The sequence below is a fragment of the Geofilum sp. OHC36d9 genome, from assembly GCF_052400685.1.
Classification (GTDB): Bacteria; Bacteroidota; Bacteroidia; order Bacteroidales; family Marinilabiliaceae; genus CAZHHH01.
Genome location: NZ_JBQTGJ010000003.1, coordinates 238544 through 254584 on the forward strand (window position 1 = coordinate 238544; position 16041 = coordinate 254584).

Annotated in this window: 15 protein-coding genes; 2 read left to right on the forward strand and 13 right to left on the reverse strand. The window is 40.0% G+C overall.

All coding sequences use genetic code 11. The features are described 5' to 3' along the window. The first annotated feature begins 371 nt into the window (after nt 1-371). Entirely contained in the window at nt 372-1478 is a 1107-nt protein-coding gene (locus tag ACT3CD_RS05880; RefSeq protein WP_444643837.1) for a hypothetical protein, read from the forward strand. A 40-nt stretch (nt 1479-1518) separates the two neighbouring features. Here ACT3CD_RS05880 and ACT3CD_RS05885 read toward each other — a convergent pair whose 3' ends face one another. The 7 genes from ACT3CD_RS05885 to ACT3CD_RS05915 all read right to left on the reverse strand — a co-directional run bounded on the left by ACT3CD_RS05885 (nt 1519) and on the right by ACT3CD_RS05915 (nt 8845). Next, nucleotides 1519-2433 carry a dihydroorotate dehydrogenase gene (locus ACT3CD_RS05885; RefSeq protein ID WP_444643839.1) on the reverse strand — a complete coding sequence of 305 codons (915 nt, stop codon included), beginning with the start codon at nt 2431-2433 and terminating at the stop codon, nt 1519-1521. Next, the gene (locus ACT3CD_RS05890; RefSeq protein ID WP_444643841.1) at nt 2427-3191 is read right to left on the reverse strand and encodes a dihydroorotate dehydrogenase electron transfer subunit; all 765 of its coding nucleotides are present in this window, start codon (nt 3189-3191) and stop codon (nt 2427-2429) included. The genes ACT3CD_RS05885 and ACT3CD_RS05890 overlap by 7 nt, the downstream gene beginning before the upstream one ends. A 128-nt stretch (nt 3192-3319) precedes the next feature. Continuing rightward, a complete protein-coding gene (locus ACT3CD_RS05895; RefSeq protein WP_444643843.1) occupies nt 3320-3784 on the reverse strand; it encodes a helix-turn-helix domain-containing protein in 465 nt (154 codons plus the stop codon). A 614-nt stretch (nt 3785-4398) separates the two neighbouring features. Continuing rightward, complete coding sequence (locus tag ACT3CD_RS05900) at nt 4399-4527, reverse strand: hypothetical protein (RefSeq protein WP_444643845.1); 129 nt, start codon at nt 4525-4527, stop codon at nt 4399-4401. A 170-nt stretch (nt 4528-4697) separates the two neighbouring features. Next, nucleotides 4698-5210 carry a flavodoxin gene (locus ACT3CD_RS05905; RefSeq protein ID WP_444643846.1) on the reverse strand — a complete coding sequence of 171 codons (513 nt, stop codon included), beginning with the start codon at nt 5208-5210 and terminating at the stop codon, nt 4698-4700. Nucleotides 5211-5243: 33 nt separating this feature from the next. Continuing rightward, nucleotides 5244-7295 carry an alpha-ketoacid dehydrogenase subunit alpha/beta gene (locus ACT3CD_RS05910; RefSeq protein ID WP_444643848.1) on the reverse strand — a complete coding sequence of 684 codons (2052 nt, stop codon included), beginning with the start codon at nt 7293-7295 and terminating at the stop codon, nt 5244-5246. A gap of 230 nt (nt 7296-7525) precedes the next feature. After that, complete coding sequence (locus ACT3CD_RS05915; RefSeq protein ID WP_444643850.1) at nt 7526-8845, reverse strand: dihydrolipoamide acetyltransferase family protein; 1320 nt, start codon at nt 8843-8845, stop codon at nt 7526-7528. A gap of 704 nt (nt 8846-9549) precedes the next feature. On the opposite strand from ACT3CD_RS05915, the gene ACT3CD_RS05920 reads away from it, so the two are divergent. After that, a complete protein-coding gene (locus ACT3CD_RS05920; RefSeq protein ID WP_444643852.1) occupies nt 9550-10287 on the forward strand; it encodes a lysophospholipid acyltransferase family protein in 738 nt (245 codons plus the stop codon). A gap of 54 nt (nt 10288-10341) precedes the next feature. Here the strand turns inward: ACT3CD_RS05920 and ACT3CD_RS05925 are convergent, their stop codons facing one another. The 6 genes from ACT3CD_RS05925 to ACT3CD_RS05950 all read right to left on the reverse strand — a co-directional run bounded on the left by ACT3CD_RS05925 (nt 10342) and on the right by ACT3CD_RS05950 (nt 15953). Next, nucleotides 10342-11568 (reverse strand): isocitrate dehydrogenase (NADP(+)), encoded by a 1227-nt coding sequence (locus ACT3CD_RS05925; protein ID WP_444643854.1) that lies wholly within the window; start codon nt 11566-11568, stop codon nt 10342-10344. Nucleotides 11569-11776: 208 nt separating this feature from the next. Then, nucleotides 11777-12091: a nucleotidyltransferase domain-containing protein gene (locus tag ACT3CD_RS05930; RefSeq protein WP_444643855.1), complete on the reverse strand. Its 315-nt coding sequence runs from the start codon at nt 12089-12091 to the stop codon at nt 11777-11779. Continuing rightward, on the reverse strand, nt 12064-12471 hold the full coding sequence (locus ACT3CD_RS05935; RefSeq protein WP_444643857.1) for a HEPN domain-containing protein: 408 nt from the start codon (nt 12469-12471) through the stop codon (nt 12064-12066). The genes ACT3CD_RS05930 and ACT3CD_RS05935 overlap by 28 nt, the downstream gene beginning before the upstream one ends. Before the next feature lie 102 nt (nt 12472-12573). Then, the gene (locus ACT3CD_RS05940; protein ID WP_444643859.1) at nt 12574-12834 is read right to left on the reverse strand and encodes a hypothetical protein; all 261 of its coding nucleotides are present in this window, start codon (nt 12832-12834) and stop codon (nt 12574-12576) included. Nucleotides 12835-13160: 326 nt separating this feature from the next. Then, nucleotides 13161-14273 (reverse strand): DNA polymerase III subunit gamma/tau, encoded by a 1113-nt coding sequence (locus ACT3CD_RS05945; RefSeq protein WP_444643861.1) that lies wholly within the window; start codon nt 14271-14273, stop codon nt 13161-13163. Between the two features lie 54 nt (nt 14274-14327). Beyond that, on the reverse strand, nt 14328-15953 hold the full coding sequence (locus tag ACT3CD_RS05950; protein WP_444643863.1) for a Na/Pi cotransporter family protein: 1626 nt from the start codon (nt 15951-15953) through the stop codon (nt 14328-14330). Nucleotides 15954-16041 lie beyond the last annotated feature (88 nt).

Consider the following 16041-nt stretch of genomic DNA (forward strand, 5'->3'; position numbering starts at 1 on the left):
TATTTTTTTGTAAAAGTCACATAGGTGGGCTACGTTTTACGATTTGATTACATATGTAACCCAGCTAAAAATGCAGTTATTAATAGACTTTATACAGATGTAAACAATAATAGGGTTAAGAATATCTTAATAAAAAGGCTTTGAAGTTTTATAATTAAGTTTTGTTTTATGTAAACAACCATTTTGAGTGTATGAAGTATGAAGAGATTTAGCTTTATGACATACTTTAATTTAGTCTTGTTCGTTAAGCATTATTTTTTAAAGACTTAAGTCAATTCTCCATATTCACAAGCTTAATTATATGCTTAATTGTTTGCTTAACTAAGCTTCTGTAATTACCTTTAGTACCTTCATTTAAGTTAAGCGACTATATGTCTTTATTACCATCCAGAGATCAGCTGATGCAGTCGTGGCCGTCTGTCTTCCCGGGAATCGACCGGGTTGTACTGTTATTTAACGAGCCAGACAACGCCGGCATATCGGGTCAGGAGCTCGTTAGGCAAGGTAATAGTTATCGGTTAAGGACGCTCGTGATTGATGGATTGGAGAATCTGGTAACCAAAGGAGATCTCGGTTACACATGGCTTCATCCTGATCAGTTGCCTTTTGAAAACAAAAACACTCTAAGTGATCAATTTCAATTGTTTAGCGAAGAACAACATGTGGTGTTATCGCTACGATTGGGGAATACTGGTGGTATGGTAGATTTCTTCTATCTCTTTTTTCGTGAGGATCAAAGCAATTTTGGCGTCAGCCGCTTGCAGGGGCCTCTTGATACTGCTCGTAAGGCACTCATTGGATCTGTTGTTTTTAGAATGGCAAGAATGTTTTATAAATCAGCGCAGCAATTTTTTGATTATATTGAAGAGTTTACATCTGTAACACGAGGCCTTCTGGAGAACCAATCGGTTGATTCTGAACCTGTAGTTGGTATTGAATGGATTTCGCATTGGGCGGAAGATTTTTTATCTAATTATCCCTTACAACCCTCTGGGCGATGGGTTTTGCACGAAAGTTCGTTGAAGAAATTGCAAAAAGCAGCGGATTTTAATGCGGCAAAAACGGCTCTTTCGAAGGCGGCCCAAATGACTGCGATGTTATATGGTAAAGAAGACGATTGGACTATTTTACCTGCAACCATTTTCTTTACGACGAAACAAGAGGTTCGCCCGGTGGAAAAATCGCCTATAAACAATAGCGAGAGTCGTATGAGTCGAACCAAACAATGGCTTGATAATATTGAAACAGCAGCAGCACGTCTGGTTTCAGTTGGTGAAGAGCCTACCGGAGCTGCTGTTGGACAGTCATTACAGCGCCCTGTGTCGGCTCCTGCTATTACCGATTGGCTGAGAAAAAATCAGCGACGTGTGATGCTTCTTCTTAATCAGTATCCCGAAAAATGGCCGGTTATTAGAGAGCATTTCCGTCCACTGACTAATCTGGTACAACGCGAACAAAAAATGCGTCAAACAGGCTAATAATTGCTATTTGACGCACTCAATATTCAAACCCTTTGTATTAATCTGTAATCATTCCACCTGTTAGCTCTTTAATATCGGTCAGCTGATGCTTTTCAAGATATTGTTTTATTCCATCAATGACTTTCAGAGTAATTTGTGGATCAACAAAATTGGCCGTTCCGATTTGAATGGCCGTGGCACCTGCCAGCATGAATTCGATGGCATCATCGGCACTACTGATGCCCCCCATACCTACTATGGGGATTTTTAATGCCTGTGCTACTTGCCAGACCATACGCACAGCCACCGGCTTCACGGCTGGACCTGATAGTCCACCGGTGATAGTTGACAGTTCCGGACGCCGGGTCTTTACATTTATGGACATCCCAAGAAGCGTGTTAATCAAAGACACGGAGTCGGCACCCGCACTTTCAACGCCTTTGGCAATTTCGACAATGTTGGTTACATTGGGCGATAGTTTTACCATCAGATGTTTCTTGTAAACCTCACGCACTGCCTTTGTAACTGCTATTGCTGAAGGACAACTGGTGCCAAAAGCCATTCCGCCTTCTTTAACATTCGGACAGGATATATTTAATTCGATACCTGGAATATGTTGCAGTTCATTTATCTTCTCAGCCGTCTGAACGTACTCTTCGATGGTTGATCCCGAAACGTTTACAAAAATACTGGTCTGGTATCCTTTTATCCTTGGATAAATTTCACTTATAAACTTATCAACGCCTTTATTCTGTAATCCCACTGCATTTAGCATTCCCATCGGAGTTTCGGCCATACGTGGATATGGATTCCCTTCGCGGTGGTTCAATGTAGTGCCTTTTACCACCATACCTCCCAATGCCGTTAAATCCATAAAATCAGCATATTCCTCTCCGTAGCCAAAAGTTCCGGAAGCGGTCATAACTGGGTTTTTTAACGTGATATTACCCAATTGTACTTTCAAATTTACCATAGCAAATATTTTGAGTCAAAAACAGGCCCATCGGTGCAGGTGCACTTGTGACCGTCGCGGGTGTTGGTAACACAACACAGACAAGCGCCTATACCGCAAGCCATATGATTTTCAAGCGAAACCTGACAAGTGAGTTGGTGGTTTGTGGCGTATTTGGCCAATATGCGCATCATGGCTTCCGGTCCACAGGTATAAATCCAATCAAAATCGGGCTGCTGGGTACGCATCACCGGGTGATTAATCACAAAACCTTTGGTACCGTAACTACCATCTTCTGTTGTCACCATCACATCCCCCAGTTCACGATAAGCGTCGAGTCGTACCAGGGCCGATTTGGTACGTGTGCCTATCAAGAATCGTGGCATAATACCATTTTTTTTCAGGTAACGACCTAAATATAATAAAGGAGCGACACCACAGCCGCCGCCAACCAATAAAACCCGTTTACTATCGGGTAAATCATACCCCTTGCCCAGAGGATAAATCATATTAACCCTATTGCCAATTTCCAGTTTTGTCAACGATTCGGTGCCTTTGCCCACTTCCTGTATCAGAAGTTTTATTTGTTTCTTTTCGTAATCGACATCATGAATCGATAAAGGGCGGCGTAAATAAGCTTGTGGGTGTGGCGCCAAAACCTCGGCAAATTGACCAGGCAGTATCTCTGGTAATATTTGACTGGCTTGCAACGTCAACACCACGAAATCGTGTGTTTGCCTTTCGTTGTCAACGACGGTAAAGTCGTGTTGATATTTCATAGGTAGTTGCTTATAATTTCAATTGTCAGATGGTTTACAAATGTAAACCATCTGTTTTCATTGCAAATATAGTACATTTTGCTGCGACTAAAAATTGCAATTCAAGGAAATGACAACAACTTATTGATTCACTTTGGATGGTATTCGGCAAAACTACCATCCGAGTAAAAAAAGACAATACGCTCTATGCCTGTATCCGGCTTTTCGCTTATGGGATTATCAATAGGTCTGTTTGTATCATCTGATGGCTTTTTAATGACCACTTCTTCTGTTCTTAACTGGTTTTTAATATTATAAACACCTGGCTGTTCATCCTTTATAGTTTCGTCAAACAGACTATTGAAAGTAGGCTCTTGTTTTACACTGCCTGAGGTTGTTTCCGTACTTTTAAGCATTGATCCTTCACCGGTAACCAGCCAATCACCACTAATGTTGGGGAATGCAGTTAAAATCTTACGCATCACATCCAGACTGGGATTGTTACGTCCGGATAAAAAATGGCTAATACTGGAACGTTGTACGCCTATAATTTCAGCAAACTGAATCGGTGTTAGGCCTTTGTAATTCATGAGTTTTAAGAGGCGTGTTTTCATTTGTTTACATATTTGGTCGTATGGCAGATTTAATAAGGCCATTTCTTATTATTGTACACACTTGTTTACAAAAGTAATAATTAAAAATTACAATTTGATCGTCTCTTGTAAACAATCAAATGTTTACTCTTGTAACTAATTGAAGCATTTACCACGGTCAAATTAATAGCGTTTAGAGGTTGCTCCAGTAGAGAATGAATTGGGTTGTTATAATTATTTGTAATAGAATGTATCAATCAGCTACGATTCTATGGTTTTTGATTGACGTCCTTTTTAAAACTACTTATTTTGATTGATACTACGAATACTTAATTGCCTTGTATTTAAGTATTTGAATAAATTCTCTTTTCAAAAAAAAGTAATGCTTGAAATAATTCTATTATATAACTGGTTATTAGTTACATAATAGTCTATTTAGAAGTAAACCTCCATCCTTTTGTATAATTATACATCAACAGATTAGAATATATTGAATTTAGACTTTCAGTAATCCTCACAATAGTATGATTTTATGATTGTTATATTTATATTGCATGAACTTAATCTTATCCAAAAAACAGTTTACATCTGTAATATAAGACCTCTCTCCCATTTTTTTATCAAAACTCGATCGTTTATTGTTGTTTTAGGTTGTGATCGTTTTGTTCTTCATTCGTCGTGTCATACACTGTTTGGTTGCCATTGCCTGCAAATTGCACAAAAAACACCATTACATTTCTTTCGCCCCACAGTGAATTATTCAACCATATACGCCATTTTAAGAGCTTTAATTATGTTAGGTAGCCAGTTGCAAAAAAAAATGGATTTCTACGTTATGCTTGTCTTTAAAATGGATATTTCCTATAGTCTGATTTCAGCAAAAAAAAACCGGAAGCTTACGCCTCCGGTTTTGGGTTGAATGAATTCTCAGGTTTTACTTACGTCCAAATTCTTTATTAATTTGCGCAATCCAATTTTTGATTCGATCGCTGGTATAAGCGGACTGATTTTCGATATCAAGCGCCAAACCAACAAACTGATTTCCCCGCTGTGCTCTCGAATATTCGTACGTATAACCGTCGGTTGACGTAAATCCAACCACTGTTCCACCATGACTTTCTATAAATTCGGCCATTATTCCTACGCCATCAACAAAATTTTCCGGGTAATTTTTTTGATCGCCACCGCCAAAAATGGCAAACTTTTTATTTTTGAAAGAGAGATCTTCTATGGCAGGTAAATATTCATCCCAATAATTCGGTAACTCACCATCAAACCAGGTCGGCACCGCTAAAATATAATGGTCAAACTTTTTAAAATCGTCGCCGGTGGCCACATCGACATCCACTTCTTCGCAATTTTCTTCTCCCAGCTGCTTAATCATCTTTTTGACCTGTTGATGAGTTTTAATGGACCGGAAACTATAAAAAATTCCTATTTTTTTCATTTCTAATAATTTTATTATTCTACAACACGCCGTTTAATAGGCCAACAATTCACGGGCAGCCGACAATACTTTCTGAGTATTAGGTAAAACCGCAGCTTCAAGTATACGATTAAAACCGACGGGTGTAAAAGCTGAGCCCACACGCTTAACCGGCGCATCCAGATATTCAAACCCCAAATCGGCGATGACTGCTGCTATCTCACCGCCAAAGCCTGCAAACACTTTATCTTCATGAACAACCATGGCTCTTGATGTCTTTTTGATGGAAGCCAAAATAGTTTCTTCGTCCAAGGGCGATAAGCTACGTAAATCAACCACTTCAATATTGGCCACACCTTCTTTTGCCAGCTTTTCTGCTGCCTCCAGACAAAAATGAGTGGTATTTCCATAAGTAAACATTGTCATATCCGTTCCTTCCCGACGAATACGAGCCTTCCCAAATGGAACCTCAAAATCATCAGGCACCGGACTGGCAGCTTTGGGCGCATTGTATAACGCTTTAGGCTCTAAAAACAAGGTCATGCCTTCACTACGTATGGCTGTTCGTAATAAGCCGGCTGCATCGTCGGCAAAGGACGGATATACCACCCGAACTCCCGGAAATGTAGCCAAAGCCCCTTCAATGGTTTGCGAATGGTACAAACCTCCACCAATATAGCCACCCGAAGCCAGACGTACAGTAATATTAGGCGAAAACTGGCCTTTGGTGCGCCAGTATTCATGGGTCGTTTCTACAAATTGCTCCATGGCCGGCCAAAAATAATCTGCAAATTCGGCCCCTTCAACCACTACACGCAAGTTTTTCTTATAGCGCGACATACCATTGGCTGTGCCCATGATAAAATCTTCGGCAATTGGAGCGTTAAAGACACGTTTTTTACCAAACTCCTGTTGTAACCCTTTGGATACATTAAAGATGCCACCTTTGTCTTTATTGGCAATGTCCTGTCCCCACAGGTATGTGTCGGGATTAAGGCGAAATTCAGCTCTCAACGTTTCATTTAAAGCCTGTATAAACTTAAGAGGTTCTCCTTCATAATGATGGGTACCACCGGGATATTTATCGGCCTTATAAGGTGTTGGAATCACAAAATCGTAGATTGATTCTGCGGTAGGCTGAGGCGCTGTCAGTGCTTTTTTATGTGCTGCTTTTACTTCTTTGGTAACACGGTCTTCAATCTCTTTTAATTCCTCTTCGGTCGCACGATTATAACGAACCAGTAAACGACGGTATTTGGCCAGAGGATCGTTTTCTTTTGAATAGCTCAATTCATTCTCATCACGGTATAACTCATGACGGTCGCTGTTACTATGCGAGCCAATACGTATACAGTTCGCGTGAACCAACACAGGCTTTTGCTCTTTTTTGGTCCATGCAACTGCTTCAGTCATGGCATTCATTGAATCAAAGACGTCTTTACCATTACAATAAATAATGCGCAAATTTTTAAACCCTTCGAAGTTTTTGGCCACTTTACGATTGGCTGTCTGATCCTGTTTGGGCACTGAAATGCCATATCCATTATCCTGAAAGACAAAAATAACCGGTAATTGTTCGTTTGAAGCACCATTAATAGCCTCATAAACATACCCTTCGGAAACAGAACTTTCACCTTGACTACTAATAACCACAGCATCCTTCTCATCGTATGTTTTGAGTGCCCGGCCCAAACCCGAAGCATGTAATGTATGGTTGCCGGTACAGCTGCTCACATTATGGATATTCCAGGATGGTTTGGCAAAGTGATTGGACATATGCCGACCACCGCCGGCCACATCAGCATCCCGGGAAATGCCATTATAGATAATTTCTTCGGGAGTCATGCCCGCCGAAACACAAGTTTGCAAATCCCGGTAATATGGAAATAAATGGTCCTTATTTTTACGAAACGACTGACCAATTGCCAGCTGAATACCATCGTGCCCGGCAGCCGGTGCGTGGTACGACCAACCGATGGCCTGCTTAAGATAATTGGGGGCACGCTCATCCAGCGTACGACCCAGAAACAGAAGATAGTACCATTTTAAAAGGGTCTCTTTTTCTGTCTTTTTTATTGAATAAATGATTGGAACATTACTTTTCATGTGCTTATAATTTGTTTTGTTGGTCAAATGAAACGCTCATAAACGAAGCATCGTACTGTTCGAAAATCAAGGATAAGCGAAGCTAACTTTTTTATCATGATCGTTTCATATTTTCAGCTTTGATCTCAACTATGTCCCAAAGCCGTCACCTATTTTATAAACCGCTTTGGGCCGGCACTAATATTGAATTTGCCGATTGACCAATAAATTTAGTGAAACTTTATTATCGTTTATATTTCCATATTAATATCCCATTCTTCGAGATAATCCGCAATTTTACGAAGGAAAAATCCACCCAGTGCCCCATCAACAACACGATGGTCGTACGAAAGCGACAAAAACATTTTATGGCGAATGGCAATTACATCGCCTGTCGGGGTTTCAATTACTGCCGGTTTTTTCTCGATAGTCCCTGTTGCCAAAATGGCCACCTGGGGTTGATTTATAATCGGTGTTCCAATGGCATTTTTAAATGAACCAAAGTTAGTAATCGTGAAAGTTCCACCTTGTATATCTTCAGGCGATAACTTATTTTTCCGAGCCTGGTCGGCCAACCTGTTGATATCGCTTGCCAGTCCCACCAAATTTTTCTGATCGGCCTGTTTGATAACAGGAACAATTAAGTTTCCCGATGGCAAAGCAACCGCCATACCGACATTCACATTTTTACGAATAATAAGGCTAGAACCACTCACCGAAGCATTAACGCCCGGGTAATCGCGCAAAGCCTTCGCCGTTGCCTGAGCGAACATAGGCATAAAGGTTAATTTCTCACCATATTTTTTCTGAAACGATTCTTTGTGCTTGTTACGCCAGATAACCAAATTGGTCACATCGGCCTCAACAATGCTGGTAACGTGTGGAGATACCTGTTTCGACATCACCATGTTATCGGCAATAAGCTTACGGATTCGATCCATTTCAACCACTTCATCGCCTTCATTTATTTTAACGTCTGGCAGCTTAATGTCCGGGCGAGTAGCGGCCACTGTTTTAGCACCGCCGGTTGCCGGAGTTGCAGCCGGTTTTTCCTGTTGTGTGGTTGCATTGCCACGTTGTTTAACGTAGGCCAGAATATCTTCTTTAGTTACACGGCCATCTTTTCCGGTACCGGTGATTTTGTCCAATTCCTGAATTGAAATATTTTCTTCTTTGGCAATACTTTTAACCAAAGGAGAATAAAAACGGTCGGAGTCTTTAAAGTCGTCGGCAGACTTGTCTGCATCAGAAACTTCGGCTTCTTTTTCCACTGGTTTTGCGGCTGCAGCCGGTGTTTTAACTTCTTCAGTTTCATCACCTGCGTCTTCGCCTTCCAAAGAGATAACGGCAACAACTTCACCAACAGGAACTAATGCATCTACTTCAAATTTAACTTCTTTAACCACCCCACTAACAGGTGATGGAATCTCAGAGTCCACTTTGTCGGTGGCAATTTCAAGTAATACCTGATCTTCTTCAATGGTATCGCCGGGTTTCACAAACCATTTTGTAATGGTTGCTTCTTCAACGCTCTCGCCCATTTTGGGCATTAGAATATCGAATGTTGACATGTTATAAGAATTTGTTTAATATTTTACGCTTAATGATCTATCGATCTTGAACAAATAACGAACTTGTTCTAAAATGATGGCAAAATTATGATTTATATTTATTTTAAACAAGTCTAAATAAATACTCGCTACTGTGTTTATTTATCCTATTAACATCTCATTTACAAATTTGTTTGTGACACCTAAAATAATTTGAGAGAAGGAGAACAAAAAATTTCAAACGCCCCCGTATGAAAAATGCTATTCAATGTCGGGGGAAGGCTCTCCACTTCATCTCCAGCACCTCGGAATGAGATATTTGGCAGCTGCAAAAGTTCCTACCAAATGTTATGACTGAGAAACATACGGGAAAAATTGTGCCTTTGAAATATGAATACCGGAAGCAACATCCGGATAGAACATGGATATCCCAACAGTATGAAAAATTAGCGATTGACCGAAAACTTCGGTGGTAGATAAAAAATATTCATTTTTAAGATTTACGAAGCCCTGAAAACGTGCGCAGACTCCCGAAAACGAACATTTTGAAAGCAAGCCTAACGCAAAAGTTGTTTTTTTCTGGCAAAGACTGTAATTAAATACAAAATATCGCTGCTGAGTCGCTTTATTATCATGGTTCCAAACTTTATGAGGGTTTTCTTGTATTTTATGTGGCTAAAAAATGTTTATTTTGTGTTTTTATGACTTTAACTTTAAGCAATTTTATGCAAATGATTCTCAATTATCTGTTAACCCCGTTTTATTATGTCGCTTTTGGATTAACGCTGGCTATATTTCACCCTGTTCAGATGTGGGCACTTCATTTAGGCAATAGAGAGGCACATACCAATAGTGTTATAATGCTGAATAGGTTTCTAGTATTAAGTATGCGCATTATGGGGGTAAAAATGACGTTTGAAGGATTAGATAATCTGCCAAACGACCGGCCCTTAATTGTGGTATCGAACCATCAGAGTTTATTTGATATACAGGCTTTTGTACACGCGTTTCGCAGGTTTCATCCCAAATTTGTGGCCAAAATTGAGTTGGCACACGGTATCCCAAGCATTTCATATAATCTGCGTCATGGCGGATCGGCATTAATTGACCGTAATAATGGCAGTCAGTCCATTCGCGAAATTATCCGACTGGGGCGGCTTATCGAAGCCAAAAAATATGCTGTTTGTATCTATGCCGAAGGCACCCGTAATCCATCCGGCATTGTTCAAAAATTTCAGTCGGCGGGTGTAAAAACCTTATTAAAGGCTGCACCTTCAGCGCTTGTAGTTCCTTTTGTTATTGATGGACACAACAGACTCATGAAAAATGGCTATTTTCCGCTTCAATTTGGCACTAAACTTACTTATACGGCACTACAGCCCATTGAACCCTGCCAGCGCAACGCCGAGTCGTTGGTTGAGGAATGTGAGCAACTGATAAAACTTCATTTGGGGCAAGCATAAAAAAACAAAAGCGACCATTTTAGGTCGCTCTTGTTTTTTATCTATATTTAAAAACTATCTCATTTTTGCATCAAGATTTTCTTTGATGGCACTCATAAACGCCTCGGTGGTCAAATAATGCTCTTCTTTCAGCTCTTTACCATGAATGGTCAGCGCCAAATCTTTGGTCATATTACCACTTTCAACCGTCTCAACACAAACAGATTCCAGTTTCCGTGCAAAATCAATTAAAGGCTGATTGCCATCGAGTTTACCACGAAATGCCAACCCGCGTGTCCAGGCATAGATAGATGCGATAGGATTAGTGGATGTCGGCTTTCCCTGTTGATGCATGCGAAAGTGACGAGTTACCGTGCCATGAGCTGCTTCTGCTTCCATTGTCTGACCATCGGGAGTCACCAAAACAGACGTCATAAGTCCCAAAGAACCAAAGCCCTGAGCCAGCGTATCGGATTGTACATCGCCATCGTAATTTTTACAAGCCCAAACAAATTGTCCATTCCATTTTAAGGCCGACGCCACCATGTCATCAATCAATCGGTGTTCATAAGTGATGCCCAGCTCTTTAAATTTAGCCTCGTAATACGTTTCATAAACATTTTGAAAAATGTCTTTAAAACGGCCATCGTATTGTTTTAAAATTGTGTTTTTAGTTGAAAGGTATAAAGGCCATTTCTTGTTGATAGCCTGATTAAAACAGCTGTGTGCAAAACCAGTAATACTCTCATCGGTATTATACATTGCCATTGCCACGCCGTCACCTTCAAAATCGTACACGTTATACGACTGAATTTCGCTGCCGTCTTCGGGGGTAAAGGTGATGGTTAGTTTGCCTTTTCCCTTGACCAGAAAATCGGTGGCGCGATACTGATCGCCAAAAGCATGACGACCGATACAAATCGGATACTCCCATCCCGGTACCAAACGTGGTACATTTTTAATAATGATGGGTTCACGAAATACGGTACCACCCAATATATTACGAATGGTGCCGTTGGGTGATTTCCACATTTTTTTCAGGCCGAACTCTTCCACCCGTTTCTCGTCTGGTGTGATAGTGGCACATTTAATCCCAACATTATATTTTTGAATGGCATGTGCCGAATCAATCGTCACCTGATCATTGGTGGCATCGCGGTTTTCCATACTCAAATCATAATATTTGATATTGAGGTCGAGATAAGGCAAAATCAATTGGTCTTTAATCATTTTCCAAATGATACGTGTCATCTCATCGCCGTCGAGCTCCACAACGGGATTGGCTACTTTAATTTTACTCATGTTCGGTGAATTTTTAAGATATGGTAATACGCTTTTAATTTTCCTATTTTTCTTCTGAAGAAACAGAATGTTAACGGTTTGGGTATGGTTTCGTTGGCAATTTCATAGCTCTTACTTATCAAGTTGCAGAATATTAAAATTTGAAATACAAACGCTAGCAAACCTCCTATCCGCCAATGAACTATACCCGTTGTTGTGCTTATGTGGCTTATGCAGCAACTTCAATTCCAGTCTTTTTTATCTCAACAACAAAAGGATTTCCGGAATTAAAGTCATCATGAGATATTGGGTGTGGTTCAATCCTTGAATCAATCTGCGCTGCTAATAACATTAATTGAACCTGAATATCAAATCGTCTTGAATCATCCAAACTTGTAAAAATCAATGCTACGTCAATATCACTATCATCTGTTGATTTTCCTTTAGCGTATGAACCAAACAGATAGACACTCTCAATATCAGAGAATTTTGCCTTAATTAAATCCAAATATTTACCTATTGTGATATCAATGTTTTTATCCATGGTCTTAGGTCTTTTAGTTTTATAATCCACTCAGAAGTAAATTCAGGAGTGCATTGATTCTTAAAACTCATCTTATAATCATCGTATCTAGCATTGATGTTAAATGCCGTAATAGTCACAAGTTGCTCTTTTTTATCATTGGTTAATTTCAAATCCGCTTTTTCAGCAAGCCGCAATAGATTATGAATAAAGGGTGGATAATCTGATTTAACCTTGACATAATAGGCTTTTAACAATTTCTCAATCATTAAATGACCAATGAACAAAGACCAACTAAATCGTTTTGAATCGAACATTGCAATCATTGTCTCAAAATCGTCATCTGAGCCATCAATCCAGTATTTAATTAATTTATCCGTATTTATATCCTTATTTTCCATTATCCCAAAAGTACGAAAATATCATTAATCCAAGTTATGAGCTTAATACGAAATGCTTTTTTGCCATTAAACACAACAACTGGTTAACGCAAATTGTTTAATCTAATTGATATCAAGATTAAACTTTTCTTTTAATGTTTTTAACGCCGGATTTTTTAACATCATCGCATTCAGTTTATCTGCCGCCGTAAATACTTTCGTGGAAGTGCCTTTTTCTTCCTTTTTTACAATAATATTTAAGTCGATGCGACTATTATTTAAATCCTTCCGCAAAAATAACAACAAATTGGTTTTATCCTTCAACAATTCATTTTCCTGAATTCGGGTATTCACCTCTATTTTGATGGTTTCCTGTCCTTCCAATGTGGGAAAATGGTTGCTGACAATACTGAAAAGTCGCGGGTTACTTTGCTCGATTATATTCGCATATTTCTTCCATGAAGACTTTAGATGACTTGCGTCAATAGATTTATTTTCTGTTATTAATGGTGTAGCACCATTATTTTCTTCAGAACTATTTTTTTGAGGGGATGAAGCCGAAGGCGTCCGGTTTATTAAATTTTTGATCGAAACAGAAGCAATACCCGGTTTAGGAGTCGCACTGCTTCCGCCGACAGCCGGCGAAGCAGGAATAACTGTTCGTGAAGCCGTGATTGCAGGAGTCTTATTCTGAGCTGCTTTCTTTTTTGCTAACTCAATAGCTTTTTTTTTTCAGTAAAGATGCGCGACAGACTCAGCAACGCAAATTCAATGTGCAGACGCTTATTTCGTGCCATGCGGTATTGCAAGTCACATTTGGTAGCAATGTCGAGTGCCGTATACAAAAAATCAGTATCGCACTGTTTTGCCTGAGCTGCATATCGTTCCTTAATTGAAGTTCCTACTTCAAGTAATTGTACAGTTTTAGGATCTTTACACATCATTAAATCACGCAAATGGCTGCTTAATCCATTAATAAAATGACTACCCTCAAAACCGTGTTGCAAAATATCGTTATAAATAAGAAGTGCACTGGTACTGTCTTCTTTCAGAAACGCTTCTACCAGGCGAAAATAATAGTCGTAATCCAACACATTCAGGTTATCGATGACCTGCTGATAGGAGATATTTTTTCCTGAAAAAGCAACAATCTGGTCGAAAATGGACAACGCATCCCGCATGGCCCCATCGGCCTTTGTTGCAATGACGTTTAGGGCATCATCTTCGGCTGTTATACCTTCTTTTGATGCTACATATTTAAGATATTGAACAGCCGTTTCAACCGAAATGCGGTTAAAATCAAACGTCTGACACCGGGATAAAATCGTTGGTAATATTTTATGTTTTTCGGTGGTTGCTAAAATAAAAATGGCATGATGTGGCGGTTCTTCCAATGTTTTAAGAAAAGCATTAAAAGCAGCCTGCGACAGCATATGTACCTCGTCGATAATATATACACTGTACTTGCCCATTTGCGGTGGAATACGTACTTTGTCGGTCAACAGTCTGATGTCCTCCACCGAGTTGTTACTGGCAGCATCTAATTCATGAATATTGTATGAACGGTTTTCGTTAAACGCTTTGCACGATTCACATTCGTTACACGGTTCAAAATCGTCGGTGATGTTTTGACAATTAATGGTTTTTGCAAAAATACGTGCACACGTTGTCTTTCCCACACCTCGTGGCCCACAAAACAGGTAGGCGTGAGCCAGCTGCTTATTTTTTATGGCATTTTTAAGTGTTGCCGTTATATTTCCCTGTCCTTCAACAGAACTAAAGGTCGATGGACGATATTTCCGGGCTGAGACAATGTATTCCATAGTTTCAATGACTGCTATTTTTTTAAGCAGCTTCACAAAGATAAAAAAATTCTGCTATTCGTATTCCTCCGACATGAAAACCATGCGACCGAAATTTGTGGCACGGCTGTTAACGATGCGCAATAAATTAATGAGCTCCATGTGTACCTTGCTCGATTCCAGCGATTGCGTCTGTGGTTTAAACAGACGTTTATAATGTTCGCGTTCGAGCTCAAAAGCCCTGGTTGCATATTTGCGATATTTCATTTTCATTTTAAGCGCATCCGACGGATTCCAGTCGTGCATCAAAATCAGCGCCCGCTCCAATTGCTTCAGGCTTCGTTGATGATATTCAATCAATTCTTTCTGACCCTGTTCCGAAAATTTAATATTCCTGTTGAGCCATGTTTCGGCCTGCCGGGAAATATTTACGGATACCACGTCGGCAATCTGCTCCAATTCATTTATCACATGCAGCATTCTAAAAATCTCTTCTCCCCATTGCTCCATTGGGTGTCCGTCGTTCAGACGAACCATAAACTGGTTAATTTCATCGCGGTAAAAATCGGTTTTTTCTTCCCACGCTTTGATTTTATCCAGCGACTTTTCGTCTCGTTGAATAAACGGACGCAGACAAACTTTTACCATGCTGTAAACCACCTCACCCATATCCTGCACCTCTTTTTGAAGAAAAGGCATTGATAGCTCCGGCGATTTTAACAAATCGTTATTTAGGTACTGCAACGAAAAACGATGTTGTTTTTTGGGCAAAGGGACTATTTTTGCAGCAATTTTTCCAATGAAGGAGGTAAAAGGCAACATTGTGAAAGCCATTACCACATTAAAAATGGTGTGTGCATTGGCCAACAACCTAGCACTGGCAGCCGAATTTCCGGTTATAAAGGTGGTGAATTCACCCCACGGATGAATGAACCAGATAAACAGCATAGCGCCAAAAACACGAAATAAGGCATTGGCTACGGCTAATTTTCGTCCTTGATGACTGGCCGTCAGTGCAGCCAATAAGGCCGTTACGGTGGTTCCTATATTGGTCCCCAATATTAAAGGTAAAGATGCTTCAAAACTTATTAAACCACTATTTACCAGCGTTATAAGGATACCAATAAAAGCAGCACTGCTTTGTATGGCCGCCGTTAATAGCATCCCTACAAGGAGTCCGGCCCATGGTCGCTCAAGGTGCGTTAACAGTTCTACAAATTGGGGCATATCGCGTAATGGTGACATGCCATCCGACATCAAACGCATCCCGAAAAATAGAACCCCGAATCCAAGTATTAGTTGACCTAAATGACTCCAACGTCCTTTGGTAAAGGATTTTATGAAAAAACCAAAACCCACAAACATCAACGCATACTGCCCCACGTTGAAAGAAATGAGCTGCGTTGTAATGGTTGTCCCGATGCCGGTTCCCAAAACCACCGGCAAAGTCTGAGTGAATGTAATGAGTGAGGCATCAATGAAACCGATAAGGACCACCGATGCAGCACTACTACTTTGAAACAGAAGGGTTAACAGTATTCCAAACCCCACTCCACCGGTTTTTGTTTTTAAAAAGCCATCCAACAGATGACGCAATCGATGCCCGGCCATCTTTTTTGTTCCGGAACTCAATAGTTCCATCCCTAATAAAAAGAGCCCTAATCCACCAATGACGTTTATAATGATAAATAAAATATCCACAATCAACCTTTTTTGAAATAACAAGCGACAAATTTAACAGGAAGTTGCATATTTGGCATGTTCTTTTCTGGGAATTGAGCGAAAAAGT

What these genes read in the sequence shown, in the direction of transcription:
- ACT3CD_RS05880 (WP_444643837.1), top strand. Translation starts at nt 372, where the DNA reads ATGTCTTTATTACCATCCAGAGATCAGCTGATGCAGTCGTGGCCGTCT.
- ACT3CD_RS05885 (WP_444643839.1), bottom strand. Translation starts at nt 2,433, where the DNA reads ATGGTAAATTTGAAAGTACAATTGGGTAATATCACGTTAAAAAACCCA.
- ACT3CD_RS05890 (WP_444643841.1), bottom strand. Translation starts at nt 3,191, where the DNA reads ATGAAATATCAACACGACTTTACCGTCGTTGACAACGAAAGGCAAACA.
- ACT3CD_RS05895 (WP_444643843.1), bottom strand. Translation starts at nt 3,784, where the DNA reads ATGAAAACACGCCTCTTAAAACTCATGAATTACAAAGGCCTAACACCG.
- ACT3CD_RS05905 (WP_444643846.1), bottom strand. Translation starts at nt 5,210, where the DNA reads ATGAAAAAAATAGGAATTTTTTATAGTTTCCGGTCCATTAAAACTCAT.
- ACT3CD_RS05910 (WP_444643848.1), bottom strand. Translation starts at nt 7,295, where the DNA reads ATGAAAAGTAATGTTCCAATCATTTATTCAATAAAAAAGACAGAAAAA.
- ACT3CD_RS05915 (WP_444643850.1), bottom strand. Translation starts at nt 8,845, where the DNA reads ATGTCAACATTCGATATTCTAATGCCCAAAATGGGCGAGAGCGTTGAA.
- ACT3CD_RS05920 (WP_444643852.1), top strand. Translation starts at nt 9,550, where the DNA reads ATGCAAATGATTCTCAATTATCTGTTAACCCCGTTTTATTATGTCGCT.
- ACT3CD_RS05925 (WP_444643854.1), bottom strand. Translation starts at nt 11,568, where the DNA reads ATGAGTAAAATTAAAGTAGCCAATCCCGTTGTGGAGCTCGACGGCGAT.
- ACT3CD_RS05930 (WP_444643855.1), bottom strand. Translation starts at nt 12,091, where the DNA reads ATGGATAAAAACATTGATATCACAATAGGTAAATATTTGGATTTAATT.
- ACT3CD_RS05935 (WP_444643857.1), bottom strand. Translation starts at nt 12,471, where the DNA reads ATGGAAAATAAGGATATAAATACGGATAAATTAATTAAATACTGGATT.
- ACT3CD_RS05945 (WP_444643861.1), bottom strand. Translation starts at nt 14,273, where the DNA reads ATGGAATACATTGTCTCAGCCCGGAAATATCGTCCATCGACCTTTAGT.